The organism is Streptomyces sp. NPDC048291 (assembly GCF_043201715.1).
Taxonomy (GTDB): domain Bacteria; phylum Actinomycetota; class Actinomycetes; order Streptomycetales; family Streptomycetaceae; genus Streptomyces.
Genome location: NZ_JBICZC010000007.1, coordinates 457,324 through 474,058, shown reverse-complemented (window position 1 = coordinate 474,058; position 16,735 = coordinate 457,324). Strand labels below are relative to the sequence as shown.

Sequence of the window (16,735 nt, the reverse complement as noted above, 5' to 3'; positions counted from 1 at the left end):
GGGCGCTCCTACCGCCAGCCGCCGGTGAAGTCGCTGGTGAGCTGGGCGTCGCAGATGTTGTAGCCGCCGGACGCGTGGCCGGACTTGGTCTGCCCGTCCACGGTCACGCTGCAGTTGATGTCCCCCGAGCCCTGCAACTGGGCGTTCAGCGTGAAGTACATGGCCCCCTTGTTCAGGGGCAGGGTCGCCTCGAACCTGCCGTTCTTGAACGCGCCCTTGCGGGTGTCGCTGTCGGAGCCGTAGTTGATGTCGAGACCGCCGAGCACTCCGGCCGGGGCGGTTCCCCAGACCTTGAAGACGACGGTCTTCGGGGCGCCGGCCTTCTTGCTGTCGGCCTTGCTGTCGTCGGCGACCGCCCCGTTGCCGGTCGTGGTGGTGGACGTGGACTTCGAGGTGCTGCCGCCGGAGTCGTTCGAGCCGCTGCCGCCGACGACCGCGCCGGCGATGCCGAGGACGACGGCCACGCCGACGAGGCCGAGACAGCCGAGACCGATGACCTTCCCCGCACCGGGTCCCTTCTTCGGCGGCTGCGGCAGGAACGGCGGCTGCCCGTACGGCTGCTGCGGGCCGGTCCATCCGGAGTTCTGCGGCTGCTGGTTGTTCATGGGTCCCCCTGAGGTGTCTGCTGCCGAAAACAAGATGTGTGACATGTGGAGATGGCGGTCGGTTGCCGCATACCTGCCGGATTCACCCCATCGTGGTAGATCCGGCAGGCGCCGAGTCGCGCCCGGTTGATGGCGGCGCCGGGCGGCAGTGGCCCGGGGGGAGGGGGAAGGGTAGGCGAGATCCGCAGACGTCCGGACGACGCCGTGTCGTACGGCGGTCCGCCGCGTCGTCGTCGGTGGCAGAGCGCCTTCGCAGCAGCGCTCGCCCCCCCTGAGGCGCGGTGGCGCGGTGGCGCCGTACGGGACGGTCGGGCCGGGTCTCCACCGCCTGTTCGTATCTGCTGGGTGCGGATCTGTGGAGGGCAACATCGACTGGCCGGTTCGGCGCCGGCGGAGGGGCGCGGAGCGACGCAGGTGTCGGGCCTTCTCCGTGTGGTGTGGGCCTGGCGGGCCGTCGGCGGGGGGTGCGTGGCAGGATCGGGGCCGACTCGGAGGGTCGGGGGGCGGACAGGGTGGGGATCTTCAAGCGACGGCGTGCGGACACGGCGGCCGTTGAGGCGGCGGCTCTCGTGCAACGCATCGAGCGGGCCGTCTCCTCGGGCGGGGCGAACGCGACCACGGAAGAGGCTCGGGCGGAGCTGCGTGAGTGCGTGGCCGAAGCCGGGAGCCGCCTCGGTGACGGGCATCGCGCGACGCAGCTGGCCCTGTACCACCTGAGCGTCGCGCTCATCCTGCACACCAGCCACGTGGCCGAGGCGGAGGCCGGATTCCGGCGGCTGCGGAGCATCCGGGGGCGGGCCGTGACCGACCGGGCCACTCCGTCCCTGCTGCGGATGCACGCCGCCGGCCTGTCCCGGCTGGGCCGCCACGAGGAGGCCGCCCGCGAGTACGAGGCCGTCGGCGACCAGCTCGGGGAACACGTCGACGAGCTCAGCTCGGCGTGGCTCATCGTGCGGGCCCTGCGCGCCCCCGAACTGTGCCACCTGCGCCGGTTCGCGGAGGCCGAGGCCGATGCCCGCGCCATCATCGAACGGAGCGTGTTCACCCGCGCGCCCACCGGCCTCTTCGTGCGGTGGATCGCGACACACGCACTGTCCTACGCCCTCACCGGCCAAGGGCGGCCGGAGGAGGCGGAGTCGGCCGCACGCCAGGCCCTGGCGGCGATGCGGGTACGCCAGGACGGCAGAGGCGACCTGGTCTTCTCACTGGAGCTGAGCCTCGCCCACGCACTCAACGCGCAAGGCCGCTACGCCGAGGCCCTCGACGGCGTGACCGGTGCCCGCCAGGCCTACAACCCCGCTACGCACTACGACGCCGCCGAGGTCCACACGGCCGGCGTCCCCACGGCCGAGGCTCTCCTCGGCCTCGGACGCCATGACGAGGCGGCCCAGGTCGCCCGCGACACCGTCACCGCTCTCACGGAGCTGTTCAGCCCCGAGCACGCATGCGTCCGCGACGCCCGAGAACTGCTGGCGCGGGCCACGAGCCCTACGGCGCCCTGAGCCGGGCCGGTCTCGGCCGGTCACCCCGGTCGGTTCGCTCACTCGGGACGATGGTGCTTGCCCTCCGGATGATGGCAGTACCACGTCTCGCACTTGGCGTGCGGCCCCGGATCGTATTCGGGGCACTCGCACTCGGTGCAGTACCGGGTGTCGGAGGGCCCGCGATGGACGCCGGGAAGTGCCGCCACGCGCTTCCGGGCCGTCTCGTACACGCCACGCAGATCGTCGACCGCTTGCCGCAGGTCCGCGGCGGTGTCCCGCCACGCGGTCCGAAGGGCGGCTCCCTGTCCCTCTGCCGACGCCATCACCGCATCCCTCCTCACGCCGAGGTGTGCCGGTTCCCATGGTCATTCGGTGGAGGCGGGGGCGCCAGTCGATCAGCCGACGGCCGGCGGCGTCGGCAAACGGAGCCGTGTCGCCGGGGATCCCGGGGTGACCGATGACGAGCTTCTCCTGGCGGTCCGCACGCGGGTGGCCGGCCGGGGGCTGCCGCAACTCCTGAGGCGGCCGGCAGGTCGGGCCGCTTCACAGAGGCGGAAGACTGCGCTTCTTCTGTCTCCGTCGCGGGTTGCGGCGGGCTTCCGCGAACAGGACGGCGGCGTTGGCGACCAGGAGCATGCCGAGCAGCAGGTGCGGCACCCAGGACCACCACGGACCGGGGTCGAGCAGGAGCGCCACGATCGCGTTGATCCCGAAGAGGAACAACGCCGCCGTGCAGGCCCACAGGCGCCACGGCGCGCGGCGATCGGACATGCTCCCCCCTCATGTTCGTCGAGACAGCGTGTCACAACCGCGTGTTCGCCGTGCCTCGGCTTCGAGATGCGGTCATCGGCCGCTGCTGGCTACGCTCGCTGAGTGGCCCGGTGACGTTGCCCCGGGGCCATGGCGCAGCAGTCGCCCCGCTCCGCCCCCGGAAACGAACCGTTCCGCAGTGCAGACCGCAGTCCAGACCTCTGCAGTGTTCACGCCTCCACGGGAGGAAGGTTGCGATGAGGTTCATCCGCATGCGCACGCGCACGGCAAACGCCGCGGCGGCGGCCCTGGTCGCCGTCCCACTGGCGCTGGCAGGTACGGCGTCGCAGAGCCACGCACAGGACGCGACACCCGGCCCGTCGGCCACGGGCACGTTCGGTCCCGGCTGCGCGGCGCTCGCCCAGAAGGTCGGCACGGCCAAGGACAAGGTCCTGGAGGCCGCGGCCGCGTATCCGCAACTGAGCCATCTGGTCTCCGCCGCGGTCAGGGCGCATCTGGACGGCGCCCTCGACGGAAGGTCCGGCATCACCGTCTTCGCCCCCGACGACCAGGCCTTCCAGGCGGTCACCGTGGCCCAGTTCGCCGCGGTCCTCGCCGATCAGGGGCAGTTGAAGAAGCTGCTGACCTACCACGTCGTGGACCGGCAGATCAGCCCGGACGAGCTCTCCCACGGCTCCTTCAAGACGGTGGAGGGCAGCAAACTGACCACGTCCGGCTCGGGCACCGACTTCAAGGTCAACGGCAAGGCGAACATCGTCTGCGGCAACATCAAGGCCGCGAACGCCACCATCTACGTCATCGACGCGGTTCTCGAACCGCCGTCCTGACGCCGTCCGCAGTGACGTGCGCGGTGCCGTCCGCAGTGACTTCCGCGGTACCGTCCGGTGCCCGCCTCCCCGGTCAGTCGATGCCGAGGCGGGTGAGGGCGGTGGTCCAGTCGGTGACGATGGCCTGCTGTGCGGCGGCGAGGGTGACCTTGCCCGCGCAGACCGCGGTGTGCAGCTTCGTCTCCACCGGGTCCTTCTTGTTGTTCACCCCGGCCCCCTTCTTGTGGCCCGGGTCGGCCGGCTCCACCCACAGGTTGCGGGGGTCGTTGGGGTCACCGCCCAGCTGAAGGCTGATCAGGTGGTCGTACTCGGCGTCCGAGAGAGAGCCGGTGAAGCCGTACGACGCGGCGTCGAGTTTCTTCTCCTTGCCCGTCACGTACGCGGAGGGGCGTACGCCGGAGGTGTAGCCGCCCTTGCGGCATATCGTCGACGCCAGGTTCGCCTGCGTCACCGCGGGCGATACCGCACCCGGGTTGCAGGTGGGGTCCTCCAGCGGTTCCCCCTGCTCGTAGCGGTAGTGGCAGCTGCCCGCGGCCGGCTGCTGCTGGACCGCGTAGTGCTGCTGCGGACCCGCGCCCACCGCGATCGTCTTCCCGGAAGCACCGGAGGTGGGCGCCGCCGACCGCGGCGCCCCCGCCGCCGGACTCCGGGTCGGGGTGGACGTCGGCGTTCCCAGCGAGGAACAGCCCGACAGCAGCAGGCAGGCGAGCAGGAAAGGCGGCACGGTACGACCGGCAGAACGCATGACGAACCCTCACAAGGCAGGCGGCGGCTGAGCAGATGCTGCCCCACGACCGCCCGGCCCTACCGCGCGGGGTCCCGCAACCGACGGCCGCGGTCCGCGCACGGATGCCGTCACGGAGCTCGCGACCGTCCGCCCGCCGTCGCCGCACTCCCCTGCCGCACCGGAGCCGCTCCCTGACGGGCCTTACGGGTCGCACGGGCCTCACGGGCCTCACGGGCCATATGCGTACGCGGACGCTGCGTACAGGCCTGCCGGGAACCGGAGTTCAGCGTCGGAGCCGGTCGAAGCGGAAGGGGTTCAGGGCCTCGGGGCGGTGGCCGGTGAGGAGGTAGCGGGTGAGGTGGTGGCCGGTGACCGGGCCCAGGGTGACGCCGAGCATGCCGTGGCCGGTGGCCGCGTAGGCGTTGGCGTGGCCCGGGACGCGGTCGATGACGGGGAGGCCGTCGGGGAGGAAGGGCCGTCCGCCGACCCAGGGGTCGCGGATGAGGCCGACCAGGTCGTCGGGGTCGTCGAACCAGCGGCCCAGGTAGTGCCGGCTGGCGAGGGCGACGGCGACGACGCGGCGCCAGTCGAGGCGGTTGTTGTTGCCGCTGAGTTCCATCGTGCCGCCGATGCGCGTGGTGGTGCCGATCGGCGAGGCGACGGCCCTGCGTTCGCCGAAGTAGAGGGTGTGCCGGGGTGCCGGGTCCAGGTCGACCGAGAAGCTGTAGCCCTTGCCCGCCTGGAGGGGCAGGGGACGGCCGAGGCGGCCGAGGAGGGCCGAGGAGCGGGTGCCGGCCGCGATGACGACGGCCGCGCAGGGGATGTCGCCCTGGGTGGTGCGCAGTGCGGTGACCTGGTCCCCCGAGGTGCGGAAACCGGTGGCCTCCGCGTTCTCGTGGAGCTTCACCCCGGACGCGGCGAGCGTCTCGGCGAGCGCGCGGGCGAACGCCTCCGGGTCGACCACGCCCTCCCCCTCGACGAGGTACGCCGCGCGCACCCCGTCCGACAGCGCCGCGTCCAGCAGCCGGGCCGCGGACCCGGTGACGACGTCGTCGGGCAGCGGGTAGCGGCCGTCGGCCATCTCCCGCTGGACGGCGAGGTGGTGGCGGGCCTCGGCCGGGGAGAGGAAGGCGTGCACCATGCCGGGGCGGGTCAGGGTGGTGTCGACCCCGGCCGCGCGCAGTCCGTCGAAGAGGTCGAAGGTGTCGCGGTTCAGCTCGGCGATCGCCGCGTAGCCGCGCTGGAAGGCGGCCGGTGTGCTGCTGCGCCAGAACCGCCACAGCCACCGGGCGAACGCCGGGTCGGGCAGCGGTCGTAGGTAGAGGGGCGAGTCCGGGCGGCCCAGTGAGCGCAGCGCGTAGCGGACGACCCCGGGGGCCGGGACGGGGGTGGAGTGGCTGAGGCAGACCCAGCCCGCGTTGCCGCGGGAGGCGCCCGAGGCCAGGCCGCGCCGTTCGACGACCTCCACGGGGACGCCGGCCGCGGCCAGGTAGTAGGCGGTGCAGAGGCCCACGACGCCGCCCCCGACCACCACCACGGGGCCGTCACCCACGAGGCCGGGAGTGCCGGGCGTGCCGGGAGTGCCGGTCACGCCGCTCATGACGCGGATCCGTACGCGGCGAGGAACTCCCGGGTGCGGGCCTCGGCGGGGTGGTCCAGGACGTCCCGCGGCGCGCCCTCCTCCACGATCCGGCCCCGGTCGACGAAGACGACGTGGTCGGACACCTCGCGGGCGAAGGGGAGTTCGTGGGTGACGAGCAGCATCGTCATGCCGTCCGCGGCCAGTTCCCGCATCACGCCGAGCACCTCCCGGGTGGCCTCCGGGTCGAGGGAGGAGGTGGGCTCGTCGAAGAGCAGTACCTCGGGCCTGAGGGCGAGCGCCCGGGCGATGGCGACGCGCTGCTGTTCGCCGCCGGAGAGCTGTTCGGGCTGGGCGAGGGCGCGGTGGGCCACGCCGACCCGGCGCAGCAGCGTGACGGCGCGTTCCAGCGCCTCCGGTTCGGGGACGCCGGCCCTGCGCTGGGCCAGTACGACGTTCTCCACGGCGGTGAGGTGCGGGAAGAGGTTGAACCGCTGGAAGACCATGCCGACAGTCCGGCGCAGCCGGGGCAGGTCCCGGCAGACCTTCCGGCCGCCCTCGTGCACGACCTCGCCGGCCACTTCGACCGTGCCCGCGTCCGGGGATTCGAGCAGGTTGACGCACCGCATCAGCGTCGTCTTCCCGCCGCCGCTCTGCCCGATGACGCTCACGATGCGGCCCCGGTCGACCTCCAGGTTGACGTCGTCGAGGACCGTACGGCCGTCGAACGCCTTGCGGAGACCGCGGATGCGTACGACAGCCTCGGCGGGGTCCCGCGGCGCGGAGGTGCGCGCGGTGGTGTCGGGCCCGGTCATACGACCGCCTCCTTCTGGTCGGGTCCCGCGCCGGGGCCGGCCGCCGGGGCGGCGGCCGGTCCGGCGGCCGGCTCGGCGGCGAGCAGGGCGCGGGCGGCCCGGATCCGCCGTCGGCGCCAGGGGGACAGGGGGACGCCGGCCCGTACCTTCCGCTCCAGCAGCAGGAGCAGTTGGGAGAGCGGGTAGCACAGGACGAAGTAGACGGCCGAGATGACCAGGTAGACCTCCAGCGCCCGGAAGGTGGCCGAGGTGATGAGGCGCCCCTCCGACATCAGCTCGGCGGCGGAGATGGTGACGAGCAGTGAGGTGGACTTCAGCAGGTCGACGAGCATGGTGTTGGTGCCGGCCAGGGCCAGCCGGACGGCCTGCGGCAGGACCACGTGGCCGAAGATGCCCGCCCGGCCCAGGCCCAGCGCCTCGCCCGCCTCCGTCTGTCCTGCGGGCACCCCGCTGATCGCGGAGCGGAAGATCTCGGAGAGGTAGGCGGCGTAGAAGACGACGAGGCTCAGGCAGCCGGCGGTGAACACGTCGAGCCTGATGCCGGCCGAGGCCAGGCCGAAGTAGGCGAGGAAGATGATGGCGAGGAGGGGGACGTTCTTGAACACCTCGGTGTAGACGGCGGCGAGCATCCGCGCGGGCCACACCCGGCTCAGCCGGAGCAGCGCCACCGCGAGGCCGAGGACGACCGCGCCGGCGAAGCTGACCGCGGTGTACGACACGGTGCGGCCGAGCGCGGCGATCAGGTCGGGGCGGTAGTCGGACCAGGGGACCTGGAAGAAGCCGGACATGTCATCCCCTCACTGGCCGGCGGAGCCGATGGCCGGCGGGGTCCAGTCCGCGGGCCGGTCCACGCCCCGGCGTGCGGCGGCCATGTCGGCCGAGGGCTTGAGGAACTGCTCCGGGTCGCCGCCGTACTTCTTGATGAGCTTGGCCAGTTCGCCGTTCCGGTACATGGCGTCGATCTGCGCGGAGATCGCCTTCTCCAGCTTCGGCTCCTGCTTGGGGAGGTAGAAGCCGGTCTGGTACGGCTGGAAGTAGGAGTAGGCGGGCTTCGCCTTGACCTGCGCGGCGGTGGGCGGGGTGAGGTACTCGGTGCTGATCTTGAGGTCGGGGCGTTCCTTCTGGGCCGCGATGATGAGCAGCGGGTCGAGAAAGCCGACGTCGACGCGGCCCGCGCCGAGGTCGTCGAAGACGCCGTTGGCGTCCGGGTAGGCGTGCAGCTTGGCGCCGGGTACGGCCTGGATCGACTTGACCCAGACGTAGCCCTCGACGGTGCCGAGGCTCAGGTGCTCCAGGTCGTCGACCGTCTTGTAGGTCTTGCCGTCGCGGACGGCCATCGCCGGGGGCGAGTAGTAGGGCGGGTCGGTGAACAGGCCCTGCTTCTGCCGGTCGGCGGACCAGGCGACCCCGCCGATGGTGATGTCCACCCGGCGGGACTGCACCCCGGCGAGCATGCCGGCGAAGTCCGTGACCTGCGGTTTGATCTCCAGGCCCAGCTTCTTGGCCGCGTAGGCGAGGATGTCGCCGTCCAGGCCGACGATCTTGCCGCCCTTGACGGTGGTGTACGGCGCGTACGGTTCGACGGCGACCTTGATGACGCCGGGGGTGAGGGTGCCCAGGGCGGCGGTCTTCGCGGAGACGTTCTTCGGGGCGTCGTCGCCGCCCGAGCCGCAGGCGGCGACGGAGGAGAGCAGGAGGAGTGTTGGCAGAGAGGCGGCGACGGAGCGCACACGGATCATCGGCACGAGCCTTCCGTTCCGGCTGAGGGAGCCCGCCGTTCACCGCGTTGAGCCCCCGGCGGGGAGGATTGGGGCCATACGCTAGGGAGCGTCCCGTCCTACGTCACCGGTCACTTCGTACACAGTTGTGGCCGGAATCGTTCCCTCCCCTGTACGGTGCGTCCAAGCCAGGCCCGCCCCGCGACGGGAGGAACGCCCGTGCTGAGCCCGTCACTCGCGCAGGAGATCGCCGGGGACACCTCCGCCGTCATCGGCTTCAACGTGCTGATCACCGATGCGGAGGGCATGGTCATCGGCAGCGGCGACAGCAGCCGCGTCGGTACCTTCCACGAGGCGTCCGTGCAGGTCATCCGCACCCAGGAGGCCGCCACGCACAACGCGTCCCAGGCCCAGCTGCTGCGCGGGGTGCGCCCCGGCATGACCCTGCCGCTGATCGCGGGCGGGCAGGCGGTGGGGACGGTCGGGATCACCGGGACGCCGACCCAGGTCCGGCGGTTCGGGCTGCTGGTGAAGCGGCAGACGGAGATCCTGCTGCGGGAGTCCGTGATGCTGCGCTCCCGGCTGCTGGCGGAGCGCGCGGGCGAGAAGCTGCTCGCCGACATCGCCGCCTACGACCCCGAGGTCGTCGAGGGCGACTTCCTCGTCTTCCGGGCCGCCGAGCTCGGCTTCGACCTGCGGCTGCGGCGGGTCGCGGTGGTGTTCGAGGTGACCGTCCCCGCCCCGGCCGCGCACGGCCAGGGCGCGCACCGCCAGGCCGCCCCCGCCCTGGCGCTGGTCCGCTCCGAGCTGCTCCGCACCGTCGGCGAGGTCTTCGCGGACCCCCAGGACATCGTCGCCGCCACGGCCCCCGGCTGGATCGGCGTCCTGCACCGGCTGCCGGCCGGCTGCTCGACGGAGTCCCTGGCCGCCGGCTGCCGCCGCGTCACCGACGTCATCGCCGCCCAGGACGGCCTGGCCGCCCGTGTGGGCATCGGCGAACCGGCCGGTTCGGTCGGCGGGCTGCACGACTCCTACCAGGACGCGTGCGAGGCGCTGCGCCTCGGCACCCGGATGGCGGACGGGACCGCCGTCCACCTCATCACCGATCTGCGGGTCCACCAGATGCTGACCGCGGTGAGCCAGTCCGCCCGCAACCGGCTGGTCGACCTCACCACCGCGGACCTGCGCACCCAGCCGGACTGGCCGGCGCTCCGCGACACGATCACCGCCTGGTGCGAGAACGGGTTCAACCTCGTCAGGGCCTCCGAGGCGCTGCACGTCCACCGCAACACCGTCGTCTACCGCATGAACAAGATCGAGCAGATCACCGGCCGGCCGCTGCGCGAACACCGGACCACCATGGCCCTCTACCTCGCCTGCCTGGCCGACCGGCTGGGCGGCGGCGCCGACGCTGCTTCTCCCGCGAGCAGCAAGGAAAGAGCAAAGCCATAGCAAAGGGGCGGCCGGGTACCGTCACCGCGCTGATCAGCCGAAAATGTGACGTCGGCCAAATGCTTTGCATTTCGCTCGTGGAATGCCTAGCCTCCAAGTGTACGAAACGGTTTCGATCAGTTACTGGGCCGTCCCGGCCACGAACACCGCCGCCCCGCACCTCCCGGACACCGTGACCCTCCCGGTGCTCGTCAGTACGTGATCCACTCGCTTCGGAGAGCCCCCACATGTCATCCACTTCAGTCGACTCCGCCGACGCGCGCGCCGGCGTCGTACCGGCCCAGTCCTCGTCAGCCCGCGGTGCCAGGCACCAGGCACCGCACCGGTGGATGGTGCTGGCCGTGATCGGCCTCGCCCAGCTGATGGTGGTGCTCGACTCGACGATCGTGAACATCGCCCTGCCGTCCGCACAGCGGGACCTGGGCTTCTCCAACGACGGCCGGCAGTGGGTCGTCACCGCCTACTCGCTGGCGTTCGGCTCACTGCTGCTGCTCGGCGGCCGGCTCGCGGACTTCTTCGGCCGCAAGACCACCCTGCTGATCGGCCTGGTCGGGTTCGCCGGCGCCTCAGCGCTGGCCGGCGTCTCGCAGAACCTGACGATGCTGATCGTCGGCCGGGCGGTCCAGGGCGTGTTCGGCGCGCTGCTCGCGCCCGCCGCGCTGTCCCTGCTGACCACGACCTTCACCGATGCCAAGGAACGCGCCAAGGCGTTCGGCGTCTACGGTGCGATCGCCGGCAGCGGCGGGGCCATCGGCCTGCTGCTGGGCGGTGTGCTGACCGAACACCTGAACTGGCGGTACACCCTCTACGTCAACCTGCCGATCGCGGTCGTCGCGGTCATCGGCACGGTGGTGTTCGTCCGCCGGCCCGCCAAGGCCCAGCGGCCCCGGCTGGACACGCTCGGTACCGTCCTCGCCGCGGGCGGCATGTTCTCGCTGGTGTACGGCTTCGCCAACGCCGAGACCCACCCGTGGGGCAACTGGATGGTCTGGGCGTTCCTGGCCGCCGGTGGCGTGCTGCTGGCCCTCTTCACGTTCTGGGAGACCCGGACCGCCCACCCGCTGCTGCCGCTGCGGGTGCTGGCCGACCGCAACCGTGCCGCCGCCTACCTCTCGGTGTTCGTCACCGGTGCGGGCATGTTCGGGATCTTCCTGTTCCTGACCTACTACCTGCAGGAGACGCTGCACTACTCGCCGGTCAAGACCGGTCTGGCCTTCCTCCCGATGATCGGCGCGCTGATGGTGTTCGCGCAGCTGGCCACCATCGTCGTGGTGCCCCGGATAGGCGCCAAGCCGATCGTCCCGGTCGGTGCGCTGCTCGCGGCGGCCGGCATGGTCTGGCTCACCCGGCTCGACCTGCACTCGGCCTACACCTCGGACGTGCTGGCACCGCTGCTGATCATGGGCGCCGGTATCGGCATGGTGATGCCGCCCGCGATGAGCCTGGCCACCCTCGGCGTCGCCCCGCAGGACCAGGGCGTCGCCTCGGCGACCACCAACACCATGCAGCAGGTCGGCGGTTCCATCGGCACCGCGCTGTTCTCCACCCTGGCGGCGACCTCGGCGAGCGACTACGTCAAGGACCACCACCCGGTGACCCCGCTGGTGAAGGCCAACGCCGCGCTGCACAGCTACGCCACCGCCTACTGGTGGGCGGCCGGCTTCTTCGTCGTGGCGGCCGTCCTCGCGGCGGTGCTCTACCGCAAGGGCAGCCCGACGGCCCAGACGCAGACCGTGGAGACCGTGGACAGCGCCCCCGCCGCCTTCGAGGAGAGCGGCACGGCCGAGACCATGCCCCTGGTCCGGCCCCGGACCGCGCCCGCCCCGGGCCGGCCGGATCCGGCCGGCCCGGTGGTGAGCGGCCGGGTACTGGCGGCCGGCGGCGGGGTGCCGGTGCCGGGTGCCGTGGTCACGCTGCTCGACCCGAAGGGCCGCCAGCTGGGGCACGCCGTCGCCGACCCCGCGGGCCGCTACGCGGTGACCGTCCCGGCGGCGGGCTCGTACGTCCTGGTCGGCTCGGCCGCCGGGCGCCAGCCGCAGGTGGCCACCCTCGCGGTGGGCGACTCCCCGGTCGAGTACAACCTGGTGCTGACCGGCACCACCGGCATGACCGGCAGCGTCCGCTCCGGCGGCCTCCCGGTGGCCGGGGCCCTGGTGGTCGCCACCGACCTGTTCGGCGAGGTGGCGGACTCGACGGTCACCGGCGCCGACGGCGGCTACCGGTTCGGCGAACTGGTAGCCGGGGAGTACGTCGTGACCGTGAGCGCCGAGGGCCACCGGCCCAGCGCCGTCGCGGTGACCGTCGGGGACGCCGGGGCCGCCCAGGACATCCTCCTCGCCCCGGCCGCCGCGGTCCGCGGCACCGTCCGCGGCGGGAACGGCTCGCCCCTGACCGACGCCCGGGTGGCCCTGCTGGACTCGGCCGGCAACGTGGTCGCCTCCCGCACCACCGGCGAGGACGGCGCGTACGCCTTCGCGGACCTGCCCGGCACCGAGTACACGGTGGTCGCCTCCGGCTACCCGCCGGTGGCCGCCCCGCTCCGGCTGAACGGCACCGGCCAGGACGGCTTCGACCTCTACCTCACCCACGAGGAGCCCGGACCCCGGGGCACCCCGCAGCCCGACCCCCAGGCCTGACCCCCGCCGGCCGGAACCTCCCCGGCAGAGCCGGGCGACACGGGTACGCCACCCGCGCCGCCCGGCTCTGCCGCGTTGCCGGGCGGTACCGGACGGGAGACGCGGGCGGTCACCGCTCAAGACGTGGTGACCAGGACAACGGCGGCTGCCGCGTCGGCCAGGGCGAACGTGCCGTAGAACAGCCTCATGGTGCGGGACAGGGCGACCAGGCGCCACGGAACGGACTGTGCGTAGCGTTCCACGTCCATGCTGAACAGGGGGACTTGGCCGGGCTCCGGCGTCAGGGAGCGGTCGTACAGGGAGCGGAACAGCCGTTCCTGTTCCAGGTAGTAGGTGTCCAGCAGCCAGCAGCCCAAGGTCGTCACCAGGGCGATCACCGCCACGGCCCATCCCGCGCCCCCCGCGGCGACGGTGACCAGACCCCCGCTGACGGCCATGGCCCAGCTCTTGACCAGGAACGAGTTCGTGCCGAAGCGGGTGATGACGGCCTGGAGCAGTTCGAGGTACTTCACCCTGACCTCGTCGGGGACCTGCGACACGGTGCTCATTCGGCTGCCTCCGTGTCGTCGGCCGGGGCGTCAGCCGTGTCGTCGGCCGGGGCGTCGGAAGGATCCTCGTCTCCCCATTGGCGGTTGAGTTTCCCGAGGGAGTCGTCCAGGCGGCAGGAGAAGTCGTCGGGACGGTGCTTCTCAAGCACCGCCCGTGCCTCGGCGAGCAGGTCCAGCCGGATCCTCGGCCCGTCCCCGGACGGCGCCGGCCCGAACACACCCCGCGGAGCGCAGCGGATCCCGGGAACCCGCTCCGGGGGCCATTCGGCCGCGCGCAGCGGGAACTCGAACGTGCCGGCCATGCCCGTGCGCGCCCGTTCCTCCACGAGGCCGGTCGCCGCGTCCTCGACGTGCCTGCGGGCGCCCAGTTCCGTCCCGTCGAGCGAGGCCTTGAGCGCGAACCAGGCCGTGACATGGCCCACCAGCGCCTCCCGTGCCTCGTCGCCCAGCTCGTCGGCGGCCTTCATGCGCTTGCGCAGCGCCTTCTCCGCGGCCCGGTCCCCCGTGCGCCTCGCCTTCTCCGCCTTCCGCGTGAGCCTGGCCTCCTCGGCGTCGGACGCGGCCTCGGGGTCGTGCGAGAGCAGCTTCGTGGCCACGGCAGCGGCGCCGAGAAGCAGCAGGAGCACCACGACGACCGGCTGGAACAGCGCCAGATAGCTGTCTTCGGACTCCTCGGTCGCGATCAGGACCCGCACCACACCGCAGACGACGATGAGTCCGAGGAGGGCCAGGGTGAGCAGCCAGGGGACCACCAGCGGACGCCACCAGTACCGTCCGCCGCGGTCGGCCCCGGCCTCCGCACGGGCCTCCCGCACCGCGGCCGTGCGCTCGGCGAGGAACGTTCCGGCGGCCAGCAGGCAGACCGCGATGGCCACGCCGGGCAGGTAGGCCAGCCAGTACTGCAGCGAGTCCGTGTCGACGTCCAGTATCTGCTGGATCACGGAGCCCATGAACGCGGCGTCGAAGACCGCCCCGGCACCGGTCACGGGCCAGACCAGCCGGCGCCACATCCCCGCGACCCTGGGCCGCCGGGCCGGCACGGTCCGCGCCGGCGCGTCCTCCGCGCCGGCGGTCTCCCCCACCACGGCAACGGGGGTCTCCCGCACGGCCGGCAGCGCTCCCCCGATGCGCCGGAACCGGTCGACCGCCGCGATGGCGCTCTCCACACGCTGCGCGGACCTGACGACGGTCGCGCAGGCCGCGCCGAGGCCGGCCCGGTCATCGGCGAGAAGGGCGTTGCCGGCGCTGAACGCCCCCATCAGTACGGCCCGTTCGCGGCTGTCCGTACGGTCGACCAGGCGGACGGGCGGCGCCTCCTCCGCACCCTGCCCGCCCGGGCAGTCCTTCGCCGCGCCCAGCACCACACCGTTGCGTGCCGCGCGGCCGTTCTCTGCGTTCATCTGTCCCCCTCACCGGACGACCACGATGTCGACCCGGCGGTCGCACTGCAGTTTCTGTTCCGTTCCGAGGTCGTCCGCCGCTCCGGGGCACCCGACGGGGACGCCCTTGCCGACGGCGGTCACCCCGCTCACCCCGAGCCGTTCGAGTTCGTTCTTCACGGCGTCCGCGCGGGCCTGCGACAGCGCTCGGTTGTTGGCCGAGCCGCCGCGCGGATCGACGTAGCCGAGGACCCGGACGCGTACCCCGTCCAGGCCCCGGACCTGGACGGCGATCCTGGCCAGCTGCGGAAGGGCGGCGGACCGCAGGACCGGGGAGTTCGGGTCGAACAGCGCCCTGGCCCCGGCCTCCTTCCAGGTGCGCTCCGGGAACTCGACGGCGGGGTCGCCGGGGCGCCGCGGGGACGTCTTCGCGCTGACCGACCGGTCCGCCGCGGCCTGGGTCACCGTGCAGTCGGCGGGCTCGCCCGGCTTGGGATGGGCGGCCGCGCAGAGCCGCTGCCAGAGTCCGTCGAGCCAGGCCGCCTGCGCGGGCGAGGCCTGGGGCTCCGCGGTCGCCGTCTCCCCCAGCCCCACGAACACGGTTTCCACGGAGGCCAGCGTCCGGGACGTCACCTCCTGGTCGGCCGAGCAGCCCTGGACGATCGCGTCGGTCTCCAGGCTCCCCTCGAAACCGGCGTCCCGCAGATCGGCACAGCCGGTCGTGGACAGACCGTCGGTGAGGACGACCAGCCTGCGTGTCCCCTTGCTGCCGGCGAGGACGGTGCCGGCCTCCCGCAGGGCCCCGAGCACATCGCTGCCGCCGCGGACGGGCACCGTGGACTGGGCCTCGGCCACCGCGCCCGAGACGCAGCCCGGTACGGACGCGGCGTGCCGCTGCCGGTTGGTGCCGTTGCCGCCGTCGGCGGGCTTCGCGGCCCAGTCCCTCGCGGTCCAGCGGACGTCGTGCGCGGTACCGCCGAACGTGGCGACGGACACCGTCCCGACCCCCTCCAGCCAGCGGGGTATCTGCCGTTCGACGGCGGTCGTCTGGTCGACTCCGCCGGACGCCGGGGTCGTACCGCGCACCGACGACGAGGCGTCGACGAGGATCACCGTGTGGCCCTGTTGCCCGGGGGACGTGCCGTCCCCGGCCTTCCTCATCCAGCCGCAGGCGGCCTCCTGCCGGCTCGTTCCCGACCCGCAGCCGGACAGCAGCCCGGCCACGATCGCCGGCAGGAGGAGTGCGGACCCGAAGGTCCTGACCGGGTGTGCTCTCCTCACGGCGTTTCCTCCGGTGGTTCCGGCCTGTCGAGGATCCAGGAGAAGGGGGTGAGTCCCATCTGCTGCGAGAAGCTGTTCAAGGCCTTGTCGTAGGCGTTGGCGAACTCGAAGAGCCCGATCTGCTCGTGGTTCTTGGTGGCCTGGTCGAGTACGTTGGCCAGGGCGAGGGCACCCGTGCGGCGCACGGTCCGCAGGGCGTCGGTCGCGGCGGCGAAGTCGCCGTCGGCGAGGGCGGCGGCGAAGGGGACCAGGAACTGGCGCTGTGCCGGGGCGAGTTCGCCCGAACTCTCCAGGGCCGCGATCACCCGCATCCACTCGTCGGTGAGTTGCCTGGCGTGTGCCGCCTTCAGCAGTCCCAGGTCCAGGGCCTCCTTCATGGCCTGGGCCTCCAGCCGGGCGGGCCGCATGCGGTCGCGCAGGGCCGGGTCGACACGGACCCGGACCGTGGGACGGCACTTGACGAGTCCCGACTCGTCCTCGTAGCACCATCCGTCGGAGAGCTCGGAGTTGATCAGCTTCTCGGCCTTGACCGGGTCGACGGGGTCGCAGGTGCGCGCCAGCGACCAGGACCTCTTGAGGAGTTCGTCGCGGGCTTCGGCCGACAGCGCGCCGGCCCGCCGGCGCAGTTGGTCGACCGGCATGTCGCGACTGTGCCAGCGGAAGTGGGGCAGCACCTGGAACTCGAAGACGTCGCCCTCGGCCGCGAGCAGCAACGGCTCGGCCGCGGGCGCCAGTTCCGCGTACGCCTCGGGCCGGACCGGCTCCACGGAGCCGAGTGCGGGCGATTCCCACTCGGCCACCTGCTCCGAGACGGCGCCGGTGGTCGTAGGCGCGTCGTGCCTGCGCCGGCGGCGGTCACCCCACCATTCCCGCCACCGGGCGAACAGCCCCTTCTTGCGTGTACTGGTCATCG

Annotated in this window: 15 protein-coding genes; 4 read left to right on the top strand and 11 right to left on the bottom strand. The window is 72.6% G+C overall.

The window, feature by feature from the left end; genetic code table 11:
• Positions 1 to 8 precede the first annotated feature (8 nt).
• Positions 9 to 605, bottom strand: a complete 597-nt coding sequence (locus tag ACGF5O_RS21615) for a hypothetical protein (RefSeq protein ID WP_393811464.1) — start codon at positions 603 to 605, stop codon at positions 9 to 11.
• A 569-nt stretch (positions 606 to 1,174) separates the two neighbouring features.
• Between ACGF5O_RS21615 and ACGF5O_RS21610 the strand changes: the two genes are divergently transcribed.
• Positions 1,175 to 2,107: a tetratricopeptide repeat protein gene (locus ACGF5O_RS21610; RefSeq protein WP_393811463.1), complete on the top strand. Its 933-nt coding sequence runs from the start codon at positions 1,175 to 1,177 to the stop codon at positions 2,105 to 2,107.
• Between the two features lie 525 nt (positions 2,108 to 2,632).
• Here the strand turns inward: ACGF5O_RS21610 and ACGF5O_RS21605 are convergent.
• Positions 2,633 to 2,860: a hypothetical protein gene (locus ACGF5O_RS21605; RefSeq protein ID WP_393811462.1), complete on the bottom strand. Its 228-nt coding sequence runs from the start codon at positions 2,858 to 2,860 to the stop codon at positions 2,633 to 2,635.
• A 251-nt stretch (positions 2,861 to 3,111) separates the two neighbouring features.
• Between ACGF5O_RS21605 and ACGF5O_RS21600 the strand changes: the two genes are divergently transcribed.
• The gene (locus ACGF5O_RS21600; RefSeq protein WP_393811461.1) at positions 3,112 to 3,687 is read left to right on the top strand and encodes a fasciclin domain-containing protein; all 576 of its coding nucleotides are present in this window, start codon (positions 3,112 to 3,114) and stop codon (positions 3,685 to 3,687) included.
• 73 nt (positions 3,688 to 3,760) lie between these two features.
• Here ACGF5O_RS21600 and ACGF5O_RS21595 read toward each other — a convergent pair whose 3' ends face one another.
• From ACGF5O_RS21595 to ACGF5O_RS21575, 5 genes are all read right to left on the bottom strand, one after another.
• Positions 3,761 to 4,432, bottom strand: a complete 672-nt coding sequence (locus ACGF5O_RS21595; protein WP_393811460.1) for a hypothetical protein — start codon at positions 4,430 to 4,432, stop codon at positions 3,761 to 3,763.
• A 265-nt stretch (positions 4,433 to 4,697) separates the two neighbouring features.
• Entirely contained in the window at positions 4,698 to 6,014 is a 1,317-nt protein-coding gene (locus ACGF5O_RS21590) for an NAD(P)/FAD-dependent oxidoreductase (RefSeq protein ID WP_393811459.1), read from the bottom strand.
• Entirely contained in the window at positions 6,011 to 6,808 is a 798-nt protein-coding gene (locus tag ACGF5O_RS21585) for an amino acid ABC transporter ATP-binding protein (RefSeq protein ID WP_393811458.1), read from the bottom strand. Before ACGF5O_RS21585 ends, ACGF5O_RS21590 begins: the two co-directional genes overlap by 4 nt.
• Positions 6,805 to 7,596 (bottom strand): amino acid ABC transporter permease, encoded by a 792-nt coding sequence (locus ACGF5O_RS21580; protein WP_393811457.1) that lies wholly within the window; start codon positions 7,594 to 7,596, stop codon positions 6,805 to 6,807. The genes ACGF5O_RS21585 and ACGF5O_RS21580 overlap by 4 nt, the downstream gene beginning before the upstream one ends.
• A 9-nt stretch (positions 7,597 to 7,605) precedes the next feature.
• On the bottom strand, positions 7,606 to 8,547 hold the full coding sequence (locus tag ACGF5O_RS21575; RefSeq protein ID WP_393811456.1) for a substrate-binding periplasmic protein: 942 nt from the start codon (positions 8,545 to 8,547) through the stop codon (positions 7,606 to 7,608).
• 198 nt (positions 8,548 to 8,745) lie between these two features.
• Here ACGF5O_RS21575 and ACGF5O_RS21570 point away from each other — a divergent pair, with 198 nt between their 5' ends.
• Together ACGF5O_RS21570 and ACGF5O_RS21565 are read left to right on the top strand one after the other, a co-directional pair.
• Positions 8,746 to 9,978 carry a CdaR family transcriptional regulator gene (locus ACGF5O_RS21570; protein ID WP_393811455.1) on the top strand — a complete coding sequence of 411 codons (1,233 nt, stop codon included), beginning with the start codon at positions 8,746 to 8,748 and terminating at the stop codon, positions 9,976 to 9,978.
• Positions 9,979 to 10,205: 227 nt separating this feature from the next.
• Complete coding sequence (locus ACGF5O_RS21565; RefSeq protein ID WP_393811454.1) at positions 10,206 to 12,614, top strand: DHA2 family efflux MFS transporter permease subunit; 2,409 nt, start codon at positions 10,206 to 10,208, stop codon at positions 12,612 to 12,614.
• A gap of 116 nt (positions 12,615 to 12,730) precedes the next feature.
• Here ACGF5O_RS21565 and ACGF5O_RS21560 read toward each other — a convergent pair whose 3' ends face one another.
• Genes ACGF5O_RS21560 through ACGF5O_RS21545 form a run of 4 tightly spaced genes read right to left on the bottom strand, consistent with a single transcriptional unit; the run spans position 12,731 to position 16,733 of the window.
• Positions 12,731 to 13,162, bottom strand: a complete 432-nt coding sequence (locus ACGF5O_RS21560; RefSeq protein ID WP_393811453.1) for a hypothetical protein — start codon at positions 13,160 to 13,162, stop codon at positions 12,731 to 12,733.
• Entirely contained in the window at positions 13,159 to 14,562 is a 1,404-nt protein-coding gene (locus tag ACGF5O_RS21555) for a hypothetical protein (protein WP_393811452.1), read from the bottom strand. Before ACGF5O_RS21555 ends, ACGF5O_RS21560 begins: the two co-directional genes overlap by 4 nt.
• Before the next feature lie 9 nt (positions 14,563 to 14,571).
• Complete coding sequence (locus ACGF5O_RS21550) at positions 14,572 to 15,822, bottom strand: OmpA family protein (RefSeq protein ID WP_393811451.1); 1,251 nt, start codon at positions 15,820 to 15,822, stop codon at positions 14,572 to 14,574.
• A complete protein-coding gene (locus tag ACGF5O_RS21545; protein ID WP_393811450.1) occupies positions 15,819 to 16,733 on the bottom strand; it encodes a hypothetical protein in 915 nt (304 codons plus the stop codon). The genes ACGF5O_RS21550 and ACGF5O_RS21545 overlap by 4 nt, the downstream gene beginning before the upstream one ends.
• Between the last annotated feature and the right edge of the window lie 2 nt (positions 16,734 to 16,735).

Bases quoted from the DNA above. Each gene is read 5' to 3' on its own strand.
- ACGF5O_RS21615 (WP_393811464.1), bottom strand. From the start codon at position 605: ATGAACAACCAGCAGCCGCAGAACTCCGGATGGACCGGCCCGCAGCAG.
- ACGF5O_RS21605 (WP_393811462.1), bottom strand. From the start codon at position 2,860: ATGTCCGATCGCCGCGCGCCGTGGCGCCTGTGGGCCTGCACGGCGGCG.
- ACGF5O_RS21600 (WP_393811461.1), top strand. From the start codon at position 3,112: ATGCGCACGCGCACGGCAAACGCCGCGGCGGCGGCCCTGGTCGCCGTC.
- ACGF5O_RS21595 (WP_393811460.1), bottom strand. From the start codon at position 4,432: ATGCGTTCTGCCGGTCGTACCGTGCCGCCTTTCCTGCTCGCCTGCCTG.
- ACGF5O_RS21590 (WP_393811459.1), bottom strand. From the start codon at position 6,014: ATGAGCGGCGTGACCGGCACTCCCGGCACGCCCGGCACTCCCGGCCTC.
- ACGF5O_RS21585 (WP_393811458.1), bottom strand. From the start codon at position 6,808: ATGACCGGGCCCGACACCACCGCGCGCACCTCCGCGCCGCGGGACCCC.
- ACGF5O_RS21580 (WP_393811457.1), bottom strand. From the start codon at position 7,596: ATGTCCGGCTTCTTCCAGGTCCCCTGGTCCGACTACCGCCCCGACCTG.
- ACGF5O_RS21575 (WP_393811456.1), bottom strand. From the start codon at position 8,547: ATGATCCGTGTGCGCTCCGTCGCCGCCTCTCTGCCAACACTCCTCCTG.
- ACGF5O_RS21565 (WP_393811454.1), top strand. From the start codon at position 10,206: ATGTCATCCACTTCAGTCGACTCCGCCGACGCGCGCGCCGGCGTCGTA.
- ACGF5O_RS21560 (WP_393811453.1), bottom strand. From the start codon at position 13,162: ATGAGCACCGTGTCGCAGGTCCCCGACGAGGTCAGGGTGAAGTACCTC.
- ACGF5O_RS21555 (WP_393811452.1), bottom strand. From the start codon at position 14,562: ATGAACGCAGAGAACGGCCGCGCGGCACGCAACGGTGTGGTGCTGGGC.
- ACGF5O_RS21545 (WP_393811450.1), bottom strand. From the start codon at position 16,733: ATGACCAGTACACGCAAGAAGGGGCTGTTCGCCCGGTGGCGGGAATGG.